Here is a 15,232-nt window from a genome sequence, read left to right on the forward strand (position 1 = left end):
CACCCGCATGAACAGAGAATTACGATATGCTTTACAGGGGACAGCCCGACACACTATCTTCGAGGGTGAAACATGGGTCAGCGATCTATTGGCCGACCTCACGGAAGAAAACGCGCGACACCAGATCTCCCAAAGATTTGACGACCGTTTTTCATACACCTGGTTCGGGATTTTGTTCCAGCGAGGCCGAGCAAGCTGGGTCGAGAAATACGGGCTATTGTCGTTATTCAACAAGGGAAGTCACTTCATGTACATGCCGATTCACAAGAAACAATTCCGAGATCCCATCTGGGATAATTATCTGCCGGAACGTCTGAAAATGCTAAAGAAAGGGCATGTTCTGGCAGAACTCTCCTGGATTTCGGAAGACGAGATCGAACTCAACAAATGCATCCGAAAATATACCGACTGCGACAACGAGGAGTACGATGAACTGGAAATCCGGATGAAAGGATTTTATAACAGGAACGGTCATTTGAAAGCCCCGTTTACTATTGAAAAAGTTGAAATATATTAAATTAAAATACAAAACCATGAAATATTACGAAGTATGGGGACAGGACACATTTGCCGGAGAAGACTACTTTTGCGGGCGGTATCTTACCCGTCAGGAAGCTGTTGAAGCACTCCTGCAAAAAGAGAAAGAAGTCGAGAAAACACAAGACGAAGAAATACGAGATACATATTCCATTATCGTCATTACCGAAAACGAAATCGAAGAACGGGAAAAAGAACAAAACCGGATTAATATCGAGAAAGCAGCCGAAGTGTCCTTCAACGTAAAACACTTGACCCTCCACATTCGCGAACTTTTAAGGCTATTCAAGAATGCATGGGAAAAAACCGATCCAATAGATTTATTAAGAAAAAACGAAGAAGAAAACAAGTTAATCCAAGAAGTAACATGCAATAATGAAGAAGATTGTTTCTCTCAAATAGGATTCAGCACATTTCACAGCAACGGGTGGCTCATCGTCAGCATTAATGTCACGGTACGAAGCGGAAAATATTTCCACGGAGGCCGTATCACGTCCAACCACGTGTTTATAAACTCCCGACGGGCTATGTTGGAATGGGCCGATACGAAGGAAGCCCTGGACGATTGCACGAACAAGATAAAAGAATTAATAAAAACTTTTTACAAAGACTAGTCTGAATAAAAAAAAGAAAGCTATGAAAAGATTGAAAAACATGACCATATTCTGGAAAATCATTGCCGGGAGCCTGACCGCTTGTATTTTGATTTTCACGCTGGCATTCTGCTATTTTTTCTACGAGAAAGAAATAAAAGATGACTTGTTTTATACATCCGAGTATTATGATACACAAATATCAAGGCATATATGGTACCACAAAAGCAGTTATGACGGCAAGGGATACATTTTCAACTGTGAAACCGGGAAGAAAACATTGAAAGATGTTAGCTGGATTACCCTCTCGGAAGAAGGAGATCCTCTTGCTGTCTTCTCCACGGGAGAGAAAAGAGGATATTTCAATATCCACACCGGGAAAGTATCCTTACCCGCCCAGTATTCCAAAGCCTGGATATTCTCGGAAGGTGTTGCAGCCGTGTCAACGAATGACAGCCTATTTTTTATAGACCACACGGGAGAGAAAATATTCGAGCATGGTTTCATCCTCCCGCAAGAAACAAGGGATTACTGTTTCCACAACGGTTATTGCCTGTTGGCAAACGAAAAAGGACAAATGGGATTGATTGACAAAAGCGGTAATTGGGCTCTTGCCCCGGAATACGATAACCTAGTACGTGAAGGACGCAATTACTGGTCCGCTTGCAAGGATGGACACTGGGGTGTTTACTCCGATTCTCTGGTAGAGATTCTCGCTTGTGAATATGAAATGGTCACCGTGTCGGAAGACCGCGGGATTTACATCTCCCAAAGCGATCACATCCAAAAACGTTGCGACTACGACGGTACGATCCTCGACGATTTTATTTGCGGAAGTATCTATCAACTCAGTTACGACACGGGAATATACAACGAAAACGGAGAGACCATGATGGCCACGGCTCAATGCTGGATGTACGCGGTGGAAACCGGATATTACGGATTAATAAGTCCCGAGGGTAAACTCATCACCCCTCCTCGCTATAAAAACATCGAGGCTCTTGGCAAAGATATTTATCTCTGTTCATACGATTATAACGGAATATTCAGCCTTCTCCTTGACAGCAAGGGAAATATTATTCATCCACAATCGAGCAACCATTAATCGGGACATGATGAAATTCAAAATTCATAAAGCGACAATCTACCAAGATGCTTTCGACAAAGAAATCGGAACCTGTATCACCGTATATATCGAAAACGGGATTCTCTCGATCATTCAAGTCGATTGGGGCGGCATTACCCACGAATACTCCCGCGACGGCGAGGTCGAAAGCTTCCTGTTCTTCGATCTACCGAACATGAAGAAACTCGCCGGGACCTTACATGTCAAAGGAGATGAAATGCTGGTAAAGAAAATCGCAGAACATTTCGGACGACACAAGAGTTTTGCCAAGCACGAGATCCAAAAATACTGCGACAAACGGGAAATCATGTATAAAACTCACGTGTATTACTAGCGGATAATTTCTCCCGTTCTTTCTTGGTAAGGCCGTTGACTACAATATCGTAAGATTTTTTCACAAGTTCCCGGATCTTGTTATCCGGGACATCCTGGTTGAAATGGACGCTAATCCAATATTTCTTGTTCATGTGCCAGCCGGGGGTTATCCCGACGTACCGGGCCCGTAATTCTACCGATTCGTCGGGATCACACTTGATACAACAAAAATCGAACACCTCGATATTCATTTTATCTGACTTTTTCCGATTCCGGTTTTACCCGCACCCAAATATAAAGAATTCTAAAGAGTATGATTGTGTACAAAATAAAGAGAATGAGTTATATGTTCAAAGTCCGTCTTGTATTTATGAATTACTAAAAAAAGAATATCTCATGGCTATCTTGTAACGTATTTCAATAAAAACTTGTCCTGTGTTTACTTTATTTTAATCTTTTTCCCTTTCGACTCGTTGTGGAAGCGGTCGATGGCGGTAATCACGTAACGGTATTTTGTTCGGGAGACGGGGAGATAACATTCCGTGTAACGCGTGATGGCGGCGATTTTGGTGGGATCGTTGAGGTTGATCTTTTCTTTCGGGGCAAAGCGGTAGATCACGAAATATTGGGGATTGCGCGGATCTTCGCGGTCGCCGATAGAGAACCATTTCACGGTGTAGCCTTTGTCCGTGCGTTCGGTTCGGGGTTTGGCGATTTTCTTGGGGTGTCCGTTGTGCATATGCGTGTACGCGGGAATCAATGCCGGGTAGCGGTGGTAATGCTCCCGGAGGCTGTCGGCGACGCCCTTGTTATTCCACAATATCTCGTTGGCAGGCCAAAAGCAATTGCCTTTCACGTGGCGTAGGGAACGGGCGGTTTCCATTTTGGTCGTCAGGTCGCCGGCTTTCATCGTTCGAGCCACGTCTTGCCCGAGGTAAAGGTGGATGTCGTGAGCGTTTTTGTTCCACCATTGGGCAAGGGTGATATAGTCTGCTGCCGGGTGTCCGATTTCCCAGTATACCTGGGGGATGTTGTAATCGATCCATTTCTTTTTAACCCACAGCGTCACGTCTGCGTACAGGTTGTCGTAGTTCTGCAACCCGTTGGTATTGCTGCCGCTACCGTCCGGGGTGCTTTGTTTGTTGCGGTATATCCCGAAGGGGCTGATACCGAAACGTACCCAAGGTTTGGTTTGAACGATTGTTCGTTTCAGATCCCGGATGAGTTGGTTCACGTTCTCTCGGCGCCAGTCATCCCGTTCGTCGGGTGAATATCCTTTCGCCTGCCCGTAAGTATGGAAACTATTGTCGTCGGGGAAAGGCATCCCGTTCACGGGATACGGGTAAAAGTAGTCGTCCATGTGAATGGCGTCCACGTCATAGCGGCTTACGATGTCTTCCACTACCCGGCAGATGTATTCCCGGCAGGCGGGGATGCCCGGGTCAAAAAGCAATTGCTTGTTATAGGTGACGAACCACTCTGGATGCTCGTGATAGACGTGGGAATCCGACAAGGTGGCGGTTCCCGAGGTACACGCCCGGAAGGGGTTCAACCAGGCGTGAAATTCCATGTTCCGGCGGTGGCATTCTCGGATGAGGAAAGCCATCGGGTCAAAGAACGGCTCCGGGGCAACTCCTTGTTTACCGGTGCAGAAACGGCTCCACGGTTCGATCTCCGAGTGATACCATGCGTCGGCTTCCGGTCGTACCTGGAAAACGATAGCGTTTATCCCGCATTCCTGCAAATAATTCAATTTGCGGATAAAGTCAGCTTTCATCTCGTCCGGTGACATCTTGGCATATTCGCTCTGGAACACGGTTTGTATCCATGCCCCGCGAAATTCGTGTTTCGGGTATTCCTGTGCCGAGAGGCGTGCCGTGCCGAGAAGTGCTAGAAAAATGAACGATAGAATATATTTCATGTTTCGGGTCTTTGATTTTGATTGTCGCGAATATACGGATTTATAGGTATAAAAGAAAAGGGAGACTTAGAATGTCTCCCCAAAGTGATGGATTTAGATGTACTATGGTGTGAATGGACCAGGACGGTCCTAGGTGGGCTTTTTTAATGGATACTCCTAATGAGTGACTCCATTTGCTTTTTCATTTCCTGTGTTTCTTTTGATTCTTTTTTCGTTTTTTGCGTGATTACTTGTTGGGCGCATTGCAGGGTTTCGTCGTGCAGTCCCATTTCGTGGTAAAGGTTTGCCAGCAAATAATTGGAGTACACGAGGCTGGGGGTCATGTAATGAGCCCTTCGGAAATTCTGTTCGGCAAGCTTGTACTCACCCATGGCCTGATAATTTTTCCCGATAATATTGTATATCATCGGGTCGGATACAGATTGTGACACTTCTTGGAGAACAGTGATACTATCTTCATATCGACCTATTTGGGAGAGTGCTTGCCCGTATTCAAACAAGAAATTAGGATGTTTCAATGTTTTCGTCAACGGGGTATATATATTGACCGCCACCGCGTATATTTTCATGTCGTAATAGCGTTTGCCGTTAGCCCACGAGCGATAGGTTTTGTATTCTTCCAATCGGGGGTACGTGCACATGATGGCAATTCCTGCCAGCACGAGGTAGATCAGGTTGAAACTTAGTTTGGTTTTTTCGTTGCGGACAGCCCGGGGAGTGCATAAGACTAGTAAAAGTGTCAGAACGATAGCCAATGGTAACGATTTGAGAGGGGATGATAAGATCCCTGCCAACGAGAACGTGACCAAAGCCCCGAGGATAGCCAGTTTCTCCGGATGTCCTTTTAAATCCCGGAAGCCTTTCACGAGAATGGTACCGATAAGCCCAAGGATGAGCAGGAGCCCGAGGAACCCGGTTGCGGCAGTAATCCGGATAATATCACTGATAGGGTGTTTGGGCGTGTTTGCTAACGAGAGTTCCCGCTCGTCGTGATCGCCGTGTGCAAAATAGTCGGATTGGGCGTCACCGAATGCTTTTTGGAAGTTTCCGATGCCGATGCCGAATAACGGGTTTTCGGACAGCACGTTCATGGATATTTTCCACGACAGCAATTGTTCGTCCACGGCGTCTTTCCGGAGTTTATAATAGCCTCCCAATGAGCAACAAGCGATCAGGAAAACGATTAATGGGAAAATGATTCTTTGTTTTCGAGTTTGCAGGTAACGACTTTTGATTCTCGTGTAAATATTCAATTTGAAGTACAGGATAAGCCCGCACCCGCAAGCGGCAGTGAACCAGGCAATCCATTTCCCGGTGAAGGGGAGAATGGTGGCAATCCCGATAAGCCCGAGAGCGGATAGCAAAAATAACATGATCTCGTCGATGGTTTCAGACCTGCTTTGCTCGGAATAGGAGGGTGTCGCAAGTTTTTGGATTAATCCCTGGTAAAGCGTGATTGTCCAGTAGAGGGCAATGGGGGCGACTGTTGCCAAGAATAGGGCATAAGCGTATGCGCTGTTGAACGATCCCCGGAGTCGGAAATCCGTTTGCAATTCCGGGATATAGACGTACAATTGACAATAGCCCCAAATGACTTCTAGCAGGGCGAAGCCGACCAGTATGAAGTGAAATTTATTGATAGCCTTTATGTTGTGATGGAAATAGATGTCGAAGAAAAAAAAGGAAATGACTACTAGCAGAAATATTTCCGCGTTCATCATTTCCCATCTGGAGTTGCGGGATATGCCAATAATCACTACAGTCAGTATCCCTAGTATGATAGTTTTGATCTCATCGACACGTGTTGTCGACGTCTTATAAAAAGCCAAAATGATAGACAGAACGCCTGTCACGCACATGAAAATATAGAACCAGAAACGTTTGGCAACAGCAATCCCGTTCATGCTCTCGGCATCGATCACCACGATCGTGGCAAGGAGCAGGAGAAGTCCTATGAAGGACACGGAATTTACTATGTTACTGATCCATTTTGTCATGTGTCGTTTTTTCAATTTGTTGTTTGTATAGTTTCCACAACGAGTTGTTTCTCGCCGGATTACCAATTAACACGACCTTTTGCTCCCGATCGAGGAGGAATGCTTGCAATTCGGGGCAGTCCGGCAGGTTCGGGTTTGCCTTCCATAGGGCATTGTCCGTGTCGTAGAATATCAAGTGGTCGAACTTGTTCTTCACGGCAAATGCCGATACCGCCTCATCGTTTTTAGCGTGGACGACAAAGATGAAGTTGACTTTATCTTGTTGCCCGGCTATATCTTTTACGCGTAGGTGCCAATCATGCAATTTCATGTTGCACTCCGTACACCCGGTTGAATCAAAAAAAGCAAGAACGCAATATTCTTTATCCAGTAGTTCCGTGATCGTGACGGTGGTATCTCTCCCGAGGATTTTTGCCTCCGGCGAGTCGGGGAACGTGACCGTTTTCCCGTACCACTCTTCGATTGCTTTTCGGGCTTTGTAATCCTTGGAATGACATCCCCCGAGGAGGATGAACATCCCAAGGCACAAAACTCTCACACGGAAATTAATCCAATGCATATTTAATCAACACTGAATTCGGATGGTTTGTCAAGCCATAAATGGCATTTTCTTCTTTACAAAAGGAGATAGAGGTGAACGGATTGCCTAACAAGTAGGTGTGAACGTGATTGCCCTCCCAGTCGAACACAACAATCCGCTCACCGTAACCTATCTGATCTTTGTATTTGCTGTAGCTTCTTCCTGAATACAAAGCGTATATGTATTCGTCGGAAACTTCAACATCCAAGAATCCTAAAAGGTTGTCTGTGGAATACGCGACGGGCTTTCTCCTGGTACTCTTGACCGTGGCTTTTGGAGAATAGAGATTTTGCTCGGTGATGCGAGTGATGGTGTTGCAAGGTATGAGAGAGCAAACATCTATTACACCGCTCTGCATATTCGCACAGACAAATTTCGTTCCATCTGGTTTTATCTTTATTATATTACTTGCAAATAAAATGCTTTGTTCCGTGGTTTTATTGTCGCGGAAAGACGGAATCTTCGGGTAATCGAGGAAGAATTCTTCTTTGCCGTTTTCCAATAGTCCGTAACGTTTGTCGAACATTCCCGTGGACACGATTGTGTTGCCCGATTTAGCCGCACACAAGTGCCTTTTGTCTGTGGGGACGGGCGTAAAGGTCGGACCAAATCCGGCTTGTCCCAATTGTTTCAAGTCAAACTCTACCATCCGGTTGTTTCCGAAATCATAAGCAGACAGGATATCCTTCTCGTCAAGGTGCATGGTCAGGATATATAGACCATTGTTTTCTCCTAATCCCGTCGGGAGATACTTCCCGATCTGAGTTCCATCCTTTTTGTAGAAAGAAATCTTGTTTAAACCATCCCGGTCAAGTACGATAAGTAAGGAATCTTTTTTGATTACTTTGGTCGGGTTGTAAATTCCGATTTCCTTCAAATTGATTCTTGTATCCAATTTGTTTAATGAAACGGCACGACTCATGCTAAACAATGGATTTTGCTCTTTTGGTTTTGTATTACGAACTTCATCAGAACAACTGTAACCGAATGCGATAACGAGTAATATGGATAGTATCTTTTTCATAGTCATATTTTTTATATATCAAGGGCTAGTCCCGGGCAAAATATAGGGTTACCTTGGGTGTCGTAATATATACAAAGAGTGCCGATTACGTAACACTGATCCGGACCACCCGGTTCATTTTCTCCTAACGCTTCGATATTTTTTAATTTTATATCTATATTCGTGTCATCTTTCCTAAGGGTAACATTAACTAATGTTAGCCCAAGGGTGATAGTTATGAACAGAATACTAAAAATTATTTTCTTCATAATTGTTATGAGTTTTGATGTGCTACAAAAATATAATGAAAAGTTGAGACAAATTGTACCACAATTGTATCGATTTGTCTTAAATTTTTCTTAAAATTGCAGTACGAGGGAATGGGGTAAAATGATGAAATTATTATATATTTATGTGTGATTTTTAATTGATGTTTATGAGTATAAGAATCCATGTAGCCTCCGCTATTTCTATGTTTGCGATAGCCTGTCTGTTGACATTTCAGGCGTTTTGGTTGTATCGTACAGTCAAATATAAAGAGGCTGAATTCATAACTAATGTTAATGAAATTTTGGCAATGGCAGTGGAGACAGGTTTCGAGGAATATTTGGTCGGAAATCAAACTTTACGACAAAATTATCCTCGGGTGAGTTTTAATATAGACCAGGAATTGGTCACGTTTGTAAATAGAGGTGACACAACTGCTTTAGACTTTAATAAAGGTGGAGGTTATTCGGGGCTATTTAGAAAAATCTGCTATGATGTGATTAATCGACAATCGGCAGAAAATATGCTTGCGCTAGATAGTATTTGTCAAACCTATTTTAAACGTAATGGCATTACAGATAATTTTATCCTCGAATTAATTGATATAGAAAGTGGTCAAATTATAGCGACCACGGAAAATGGTTCTTCTCGTGTTGATAAGCGTATTATTTCCAATGTGATAGAACTTGGTCTGAAAAGTCATCACGGATTGATGGCTTATTTTGATATGCCTTATAAGATGTTCTTTTTCCAGATGGCAGGTGCAATTGCAAGCTCGTTTCTTATGTTGATATTTATAGTTGTTTGTTTCATATACCAATGGAAAACAATATCCTTCCAATTTGATGTGGCGAAGATCAGGGAAGAGTTTATGACGAGTATGGTGCATGAGTTGAAGTTGCCTTTGGCGATTATTCAAAAGGGTTTTCTTGATTTGAAGCTGGAAAATGTTGAGGGATTGAAGAAAGAGCAGCTGGAACAATTGAATGCCGTTTCGTTCCGGGTGCAGAGATTGGCTAATTTTGTGCATAAATTATTAAATGTTTGGAAGCAGGGGTTCAAAATAACGTGGAAAAAGCTAAATTTGCGTGTTACAATTGATGAACTTGTTCAACAGTTTGATTCCGTCTTCGACGAGAAAAAGGTTTCGATCAAGGTTGATTATCAATTGGGAGTTGACGTTGTTGAAGCCGATACGCTCCATTTTCCCAACGCAATCAGTAATTTGATCGAGAATGCGATCAAGTATTCTGGGGATACGCCGGAAATTGAAGTTTTGTGCAGGAGAGAGGGGAAAATGTTACTCGTGGCGGTGAAAGACCACGGGATTGGTATCCCGGAAAAACTTAGAGAGAAGATATTCGATCGTTATTTCCGGATTTCAAAAGGTCGTTCCGCTGACGTGCACGGTTTCGGTATCGGGTTAAGTTACGTGAAACAGGTAATAGAAGGACATAACGGCGTGATTCGGGTAGAGGACACGGAAGGAGGCGGAACCACGTTTATCGTAATGATTCCTTTAATAGTAGATGAAAACGATTAATATTTGACAAAACGGGAATGGCTAAGATTTTGTATGCTGAAGACGAGGCAGAATGGTGGGTAGGTTGTATTGATTTCTTGAAAAAGAAAGGTTACACGGTTTATCATGCCGAGGATGGCGAGCAGGCTCTGAAAATGTACAAGCAGGTGAAGCCGGATTTGGTGTTGCTTGATATGATGATGCCGAAGATGACCGGCTTGGAAGTGGCACAAGCTATCCGAAAGGACGACCTTTTGATTCCGATCCTATTTTTGAGTACACTCGGCGAAACGATGAACGTGGTAATCGGGTTGAAGACTGGTGCGAACGATTATATCCGGAAAGAAGTTAGCAACGAGGAATTGGCTGCCCGCATCGAAGTGGGATTGAGGTTAGTCGGTTTTCGAGAACGCAGCGAAAAAGTCATTGAAATAAACGATAAGGATTATCTTGATTTAGTAAATCGTGAACTTGTCGTGAACAACCAAGTGATTCCGCTTACCCCGTTAGAAATTAAGATTATGATCGAATTGTGCATGAACAAAAATTGCTATATACCAAAGAAAGCACTGGTGGAAGCGGTGTGGGGCAACAAGTTCAAGGAAACAGTCCGTTATCTGGACAGGCATCTGGTGAATTTGAGAAAAGCGATCCCGAAAGGTTGCTCTATCTCTATTGCCTCCTCGTGGGGTACGGGAATTGGATTGATGGTGAAGGAGAAATAAAGGTTTACTTCCGTTTGGAATGATATTGAAAGTCTTGTATCAAGCCCTCGCTAATCCAATTTGCCAAGGCTTGGCGGTTGTCGTTGAGGAGAAAACGTTGTTGATCCCGGCTGTTTTGGATGTTTCCCAGTTCAAGGAAAACGGCGACGGGCAGGGTTTGTTTGATGACGTATAGGTCACGGGTATTTACAGTGCCGGAGAATCCCCTGTTGGGTTGGTGTTTATCGTATTTTTTGTTGAATACTTCTTGTAGCGTGTTGGCTAGGTGTTGCCCCTTGGCGCTTCCCTCGTAATGGTAGAAAAAGACGTCGATCTGTTTGCTCTCGCTTCGGCTGTCCAGGTGGATAAAGATTGCCCGGCGGTAGGCTTCTTTGTCTTTGCGGAAGAGGGTGTTGATCTTATCGCAGCGTTGTTTGAGGCGTTGTACCTGATTCAAGGGAATCGGGTCGTCCATACAGGTTTCCCGATCACTGGTGGCAAGGAATTTATCGTCCCGGATGCCATCCACGGCGTCTTGAATGATGATGTGTACTTTGGCGCCCTTCGATAGGAGAACACGAGCCAGTCGAAGCGTGATGTCATAGGCATACTCGTCCTCGTGCAACTGGTGTCCCCGTAATACCCCGATGGCGCCGGGATCGGGTCCGCCATGACCGGAAACCAGATAAAAACAGGCTCCGTTGAGTTCGTCGGATTCTATTGTGTATTTTTTTAGCGGGCTACCGAACAAAGGTTCGACTCCCTCCCGGTTCATTGGGGGAAGGGTGTATTTTACTCCCAAGCGAAGCCCGTTATTTTTATCTAATTTGCTTTTGTTCAGTTCTAGAAATTGCGCGTGATGCTCCGGTTTCGTACGATCGAAACGTTTCAGGAATTGAAGCACGCCTTCCCCTTTTCTCGGGGTGGCGGTTTCTTGCGCGAAACCGGGAGTGGCGAAAAGGATAAATACAATGCCCGTGTATATAATAAGTATATATTTCATGGTTGATTTCTGCCTGAGTTTAAAATGTCATTGCAAATATAGTTTTTTTCGTTAGTACCCGAAAGATATTGTTACAAAGAAGGATATAACAGGTAAAATAGCGGTGGGAAAATAATAAATTTAGACAAACGAAAATTAAAAAATACAATAATTCAACCACTTGACGCAACGAAAGGGAAATAATGGCATCTTATAAGTAAACGTTAAAAAAACAGCTATGAAAAGTAAGACATGGAAAATTGCATTAATGTTGTCGTTATTTGTTGCCGTGTTCGCGGCGTGTGACGACGATGACGAGTATTATTACGTGAGCGGTGGAAGCTCGTGGATCAGTTACGGGAATCTCGAGAAGATAGATAACGGCACACGTTCTAAATTCGCGATCCGTCGGGATGACGGTAGTCGCCTGATCGTATCCGAGGGAGCGGCGATTAATTCTTCCGATGCAGAGGAAGGTTTGCGGGTATTCGCCAATTACTCTATCCTGGGAAGCGAGAGAGATGAAACCGGATTGGAGGGGAATATGAATTATTATATCCGTTTGTACCGTGCAACCGAGGTGTTGACGAAAGATCCCGTGAAGCTTTCTTTTATCAAAGAAAACGAGGAAGTACGTCAAGACAGTATCGGTAATGACCCGATCAACGTGTCGGAAGCATGGTTCGGTGGGAAATACCTGAACGTGGAATTTAGAATTCCCGTGAAGTCCGGTTCTTCGACCAAGCATTTTATTAACCTGGTAGAGGACGACGTGGAGGTTCACCATGACACCGTGTACGTTACCTTGCGTCACAATGCTTACGGGGAAGCTCCTAAAGAAGGCGACCGGGGTACGGGTTCTCACGTGTGGAGCCGTGGCAGAGTGTCGTTTGACTTGACTTCTATTGTCCCCGAGGGACAGAAATCCGTACCGGTGAAACTAATCTGGACGGAATACAAGAAAGATTCATCCGAAACCGTTACCCGTGAAGATAGCGGAACCTTCACTTTGTCCGAAACCAACGAGCCGGAAGTAACCAACGGTTTGAATCAAAACAATAACGAGCGGAAATTGGTTACCAGCGAGGATGTTGTAGGGGAGATTAACTAAGATATTAAATTCAAGTAATAAAACTACTCTAAGGGAAAATAAAGGGGCTGTCCGTGAAGACAGTCCTTTTATTTTTCCCAATATTGATAAAAATATTTTCTACCAAATGGTATTATACCTTTGGGTGAAGAATTGAAATGAGAATCCCGTGGAGCTTTAGATTTGGGCTCCACGGGATATTAAGGAAGGTAATCTTGATCTGTTTTTTAGAATATACCAAATTTAATTCCGGCGAAATAGGTTCTCGGGAGACCGGGACCGTAGATGTAACCGGAATCCCGGAATTCACCCTTGTCGAAATCGTTCTGGTAGCTGTCGAACACGTTTTGCACGCCACCATTGACTTGTATCGTGTAGCCGCTGCCGATCTTGATGTCATAAGCCAGTTTCAGGGTACCGTCAAAGAAAGAGGATGTTTTCTTCAATACGTCTTTCTCGATATATCCGGCGAAATGCCCCACGTACATGGAACCCGTGTAGGTTCCCGATAGGGCGGCAGAGAAATTCTTGAAGGGGAGCAAGCTCAACGTGATGTAGCCGTATTCGTCCGGGGAACGTAGTAATTTACGGCAGGGTGCCACCTCCGGGTCATTGCTCCAAGCCACGGGATCGGCGTATTTGCTGCTTTGCAGGGTGGCGCCGAATTGGATCTGGGCGGATTTGTGTGGGGCGATTCTTCCCTCGATGTTGATGCCTTTTACTTTGGCATCCGAACCGTTCCGGCGTTCCAGTATTTTGTTTTCCTCATCTTCGGTTTCAATTTCTTCCAGCACAAAAGGATTTCTTAATCGGGTGTAGAATCCCTCCACGAGCAAATTGATCTGCACGGGACCCAGCGTGGTGTAATAATCGACGGAAGCACTGTAACTGCGGGACTTTTCTGTTTTCAAGTCTTCGGCAACCTGGATCAGGGTTACTTCTCCACCGACTGCCGCGACGTGTAAGTCCTCGTCGTAAGTTTGGGGAGCCCGGAATCCTTCCGAGTAGCTGGCCCGGAAACTAAGGTCTGTGACCGGGTTGTAGCGGATGTTTACGCGGGGACTGAATATCGGGTTGTCCACGTTGCTGTTCTTGTCAAGTCGTCCGCCCAACAAGAAACTGAAACGGGCTGTTTTCCATTCATTTTGCAGGTAAGCGCTGTAAACGTTTACTTCCTGGTTGATCTCCCGGTTGTAACCGAGCATCTTGTCATGTAATTTATTGTGCGAAAATTCAATCCCCATGGTTAGCACGGAAGGCATGAATAGCAAATTGTCGAAATCATAAGCGTATTGTGCTCCGCCCACGACGGTGAAGTCCTTGGTTCGCCCGTAAGCGTTCGGGTCTTGTCCGGCGCCGTAATAAGATTTCCGCTCAATGTTTTGCAAGGAGGTGTACGCGTTGAAACGATGCTTGTAGTCTTTGGACGATAGCGTGTAATTTAGTCCTCCCCCGTGGATATTATGGTCGGCTTGTTCCGCCACGTCTGCCTCATGAGGGGGAAGGTCTAAATTGTTTCCTCCCCGGCGGAATTCCTTGATGTGGTGGTATTCCATCGAGAGCTTGCTGAAATGCGTGGGTTTGTAGTAAGTGCGAAACCCTAGCGTGGTGCTGTTGATTTCTCCCAATTCGGAGTATCCGTCGCTGTCATGGTCGTAAGGTTGACGGTCACGTACCATGCCGAAAAGATGAATCCCGGCGTTGCGTTGCTCGCTGACGATAGCCCCGTTGAATGAGGTCACGTTGTCGAAACTATCGCCGTTAATGGCAGAGATGGTGTGTCCTATCTGAAAATAATTGTATAACGGTTCTTTGGTGATGATGTTGATCGTTCCGGCGATTGCGTTTGCCCCGAATAATGCGGAACCGCCCCCTCGAAGGATTTCTACCCGTTCGATCATGTTTGCTGGGATTTGTTCCAGACCGTAAACTCCGGCGAGGGAGCTGCACATGGGGCGGCTGTCAATCAATATTTGCGAGTACGGACCGTCCAATCCGTTGATGCGTACTTGTTGAAATCCACAGTTCTGGCAATTGTTCTCTACCCGTAAGCCCGGTTGGAAATTCAAACCTTGCGATAGGCATACCGAATTTGTGTTCTCGAATATTTTGGGTGACAGGACATTTACCACCACGGGTGCTTCCCGGCGATCCGTTTCGTTTCGGTTGGCGGTAATCACGGCTCCTTCAAGCATGACAACGTCTTCCTCTAGTTCGAAGTTAACCTCTAGTGTTTTGCCTTTTACAATATTGATTTCTTTCTCGATGCTTTTGTAGCCTACACCCTGCACCCGTAGTGTGTATTTTCCGAGAGGAAGGTTTTTCAGGAAGTAGTGTCCGCTTTCGTCGGTGGCGGTACCGATGTTTGTTCCTTTTAGCAATATCGTGAGAAAGGGGAGGTGTTCTCCGGTTTCTTTAAGGATAACATGCCCATTGATGTTCGCATCGGTCGTTTTTTTGATTTTTTCTTCTTCCTCGGCGCGACAATAAAGAACGGGAAGGAGAAGTATAATAAGTGTAAGTAAGTTTTTCATAATCCATATTTTTTACGGGTGTACCTATGTTATATGGGTACAACCTCGAGTGCTGTTTCAA

14 protein-coding genes and 1 pseudogene are annotated in these 15,232 nt (G+C 44.8%); 7 read left to right on the forward strand and 8 right to left on the reverse strand.

The window, feature by feature from the left end; all coding sequences use genetic code 11:
• Positions 1-7 precede the first annotated feature (7 nt).
• From A3CY_RS0114640 to A3CY_RS0114655, 4 genes are read left to right on the forward strand one after another with little or no spacing between them, the layout of a single operon-like run.
• Positions 8-517, forward strand: coding sequence for a hypothetical protein (locus A3CY_RS0114640; RefSeq protein ID WP_018338680.1), 510 nt, complete (start codon positions 8-10; stop codon positions 515-517).
• 16 nt (positions 518-533) lie between these two features.
• On the forward strand, positions 534-1,151 hold the full coding sequence (locus tag A3CY_RS0114645) for a hypothetical protein (RefSeq protein ID WP_155828364.1): 618 nt from the start codon (positions 534-536) through the stop codon (positions 1,149-1,151).
• A gap of 22 nt (positions 1,152-1,173) precedes the next feature.
• Positions 1,174-2,235, forward strand: a complete 1,062-nt coding sequence (locus A3CY_RS0114650) for a WG repeat-containing protein (RefSeq protein WP_018338682.1) — start codon at positions 1,174-1,176, stop codon at positions 2,233-2,235.
• Between the two features lie 10 nt (positions 2,236-2,245).
• Positions 2,246-2,590 carry a hypothetical protein gene (locus A3CY_RS0114655; protein WP_018338683.1) on the forward strand — a complete coding sequence of 115 codons (345 nt, stop codon included), beginning with the start codon at positions 2,246-2,248 and terminating at the stop codon, positions 2,588-2,590.
• Here the strand turns inward: A3CY_RS0114655 and A3CY_RS0114660 are convergent.
• From A3CY_RS0114660 to A3CY_RS0114685, 6 genes and pseudogenes are all read right to left on the reverse strand, one after another.
• A pseudogene (locus A3CY_RS0114660) lies at positions 2,562-2,822 on the reverse strand (MmcQ/YjbR family DNA-binding protein); the annotation flags it as partial. The gene A3CY_RS0114655 and the pseudogene A3CY_RS0114660 overlap by 29 nt on opposite strands.
• A gap of 188 nt (positions 2,823-3,010) precedes the next feature.
• Entirely contained in the window at positions 3,011-4,492 is a 1,482-nt protein-coding gene (locus tag A3CY_RS0114665) for a glycoside hydrolase family 10 protein (RefSeq protein ID WP_018338685.1), read from the reverse strand.
• Positions 4,493-4,635: 143 nt separating this feature from the next.
• Positions 4,636-6,489 carry a tetratricopeptide repeat protein gene (locus A3CY_RS0114670; RefSeq protein WP_018338686.1) on the reverse strand — a complete coding sequence of 618 codons (1,854 nt, stop codon included), beginning with the start codon at positions 6,487-6,489 and terminating at the stop codon, positions 4,636-4,638.
• Complete coding sequence (locus A3CY_RS0114675; RefSeq protein WP_018338687.1) at positions 6,470-7,048, reverse strand: redoxin domain-containing protein; 579 nt, start codon at positions 7,046-7,048, stop codon at positions 6,470-6,472. The genes A3CY_RS0114670 and A3CY_RS0114675 overlap by 20 nt, the downstream gene beginning before the upstream one ends.
• Positions 7,035-8,093: a BF3164 family lipoprotein gene (locus A3CY_RS0114680; protein ID WP_018338688.1), complete on the reverse strand. Its 1,059-nt coding sequence runs from the start codon at positions 8,091-8,093 to the stop codon at positions 7,035-7,037. Before A3CY_RS0114680 ends, A3CY_RS0114675 begins: the two co-directional genes overlap by 14 nt.
• An 11-nt stretch (positions 8,094-8,104) precedes the next feature.
• Positions 8,105-8,341 (reverse strand): NVEALA domain-containing protein, encoded by a 237-nt coding sequence (locus A3CY_RS0114685; protein ID WP_018338689.1) that lies wholly within the window; start codon positions 8,339-8,341, stop codon positions 8,105-8,107.
• Positions 8,342-8,508: 167 nt separating this feature from the next.
• Between A3CY_RS0114685 and A3CY_RS0114690 the strand changes: the two genes are divergently transcribed.
• Both A3CY_RS0114690 and A3CY_RS0114695 read left to right on the forward strand, forming a co-directional pair.
• Positions 8,509-9,882, forward strand: coding sequence for a sensor histidine kinase (locus A3CY_RS0114690; protein ID WP_169503673.1), 1,374 nt, complete (start codon positions 8,509-8,511; stop codon positions 9,880-9,882).
• Positions 9,883-9,899: 17 nt separating this feature from the next.
• Positions 9,900-10,586, forward strand: coding sequence for a response regulator transcription factor (locus A3CY_RS0114695; RefSeq protein WP_018338691.1), 687 nt, complete (start codon positions 9,900-9,902; stop codon positions 10,584-10,586).
• 4 nt (positions 10,587-10,590) lie between these two features.
• Here the strand turns inward: A3CY_RS0114695 and A3CY_RS0114700 are convergent, their stop codons facing one another.
• Entirely contained in the window at positions 10,591-11,568 is a 978-nt protein-coding gene (locus A3CY_RS0114700; RefSeq protein ID WP_018338692.1) for an N-acetylmuramoyl-L-alanine amidase family protein, read from the reverse strand.
• A 217-nt stretch (positions 11,569-11,785) separates the two neighbouring features.
• Here A3CY_RS0114700 and A3CY_RS0114705 point away from each other — a divergent pair, with 217 nt between their 5' ends.
• Positions 11,786-12,658: a NigD1/NigD2 family lipoprotein gene (locus A3CY_RS0114705; RefSeq protein ID WP_026207708.1), complete on the forward strand. Its 873-nt coding sequence runs from the start codon at positions 11,786-11,788 to the stop codon at positions 12,656-12,658.
• Positions 12,659-12,864: 206 nt separating this feature from the next.
• On the opposite strand, the gene A3CY_RS0114710 is transcribed toward A3CY_RS0114705, so the two are convergent.
• Positions 12,865-15,171 (reverse strand): TonB-dependent receptor, encoded by a 2,307-nt coding sequence (locus tag A3CY_RS0114710; RefSeq protein WP_018338694.1) that lies wholly within the window; start codon positions 15,169-15,171, stop codon positions 12,865-12,867.
• Positions 15,172-15,232 lie beyond the last annotated feature (61 nt).

The sequence above is a fragment of the Butyricimonas synergistica DSM 23225 genome (assembly GCF_000379665.1).
In the GTDB taxonomy this organism is placed as follows: domain Bacteria; phylum Bacteroidota; class Bacteroidia; order Bacteroidales; family Marinifilaceae; genus Butyricimonas; species Butyricimonas synergistica.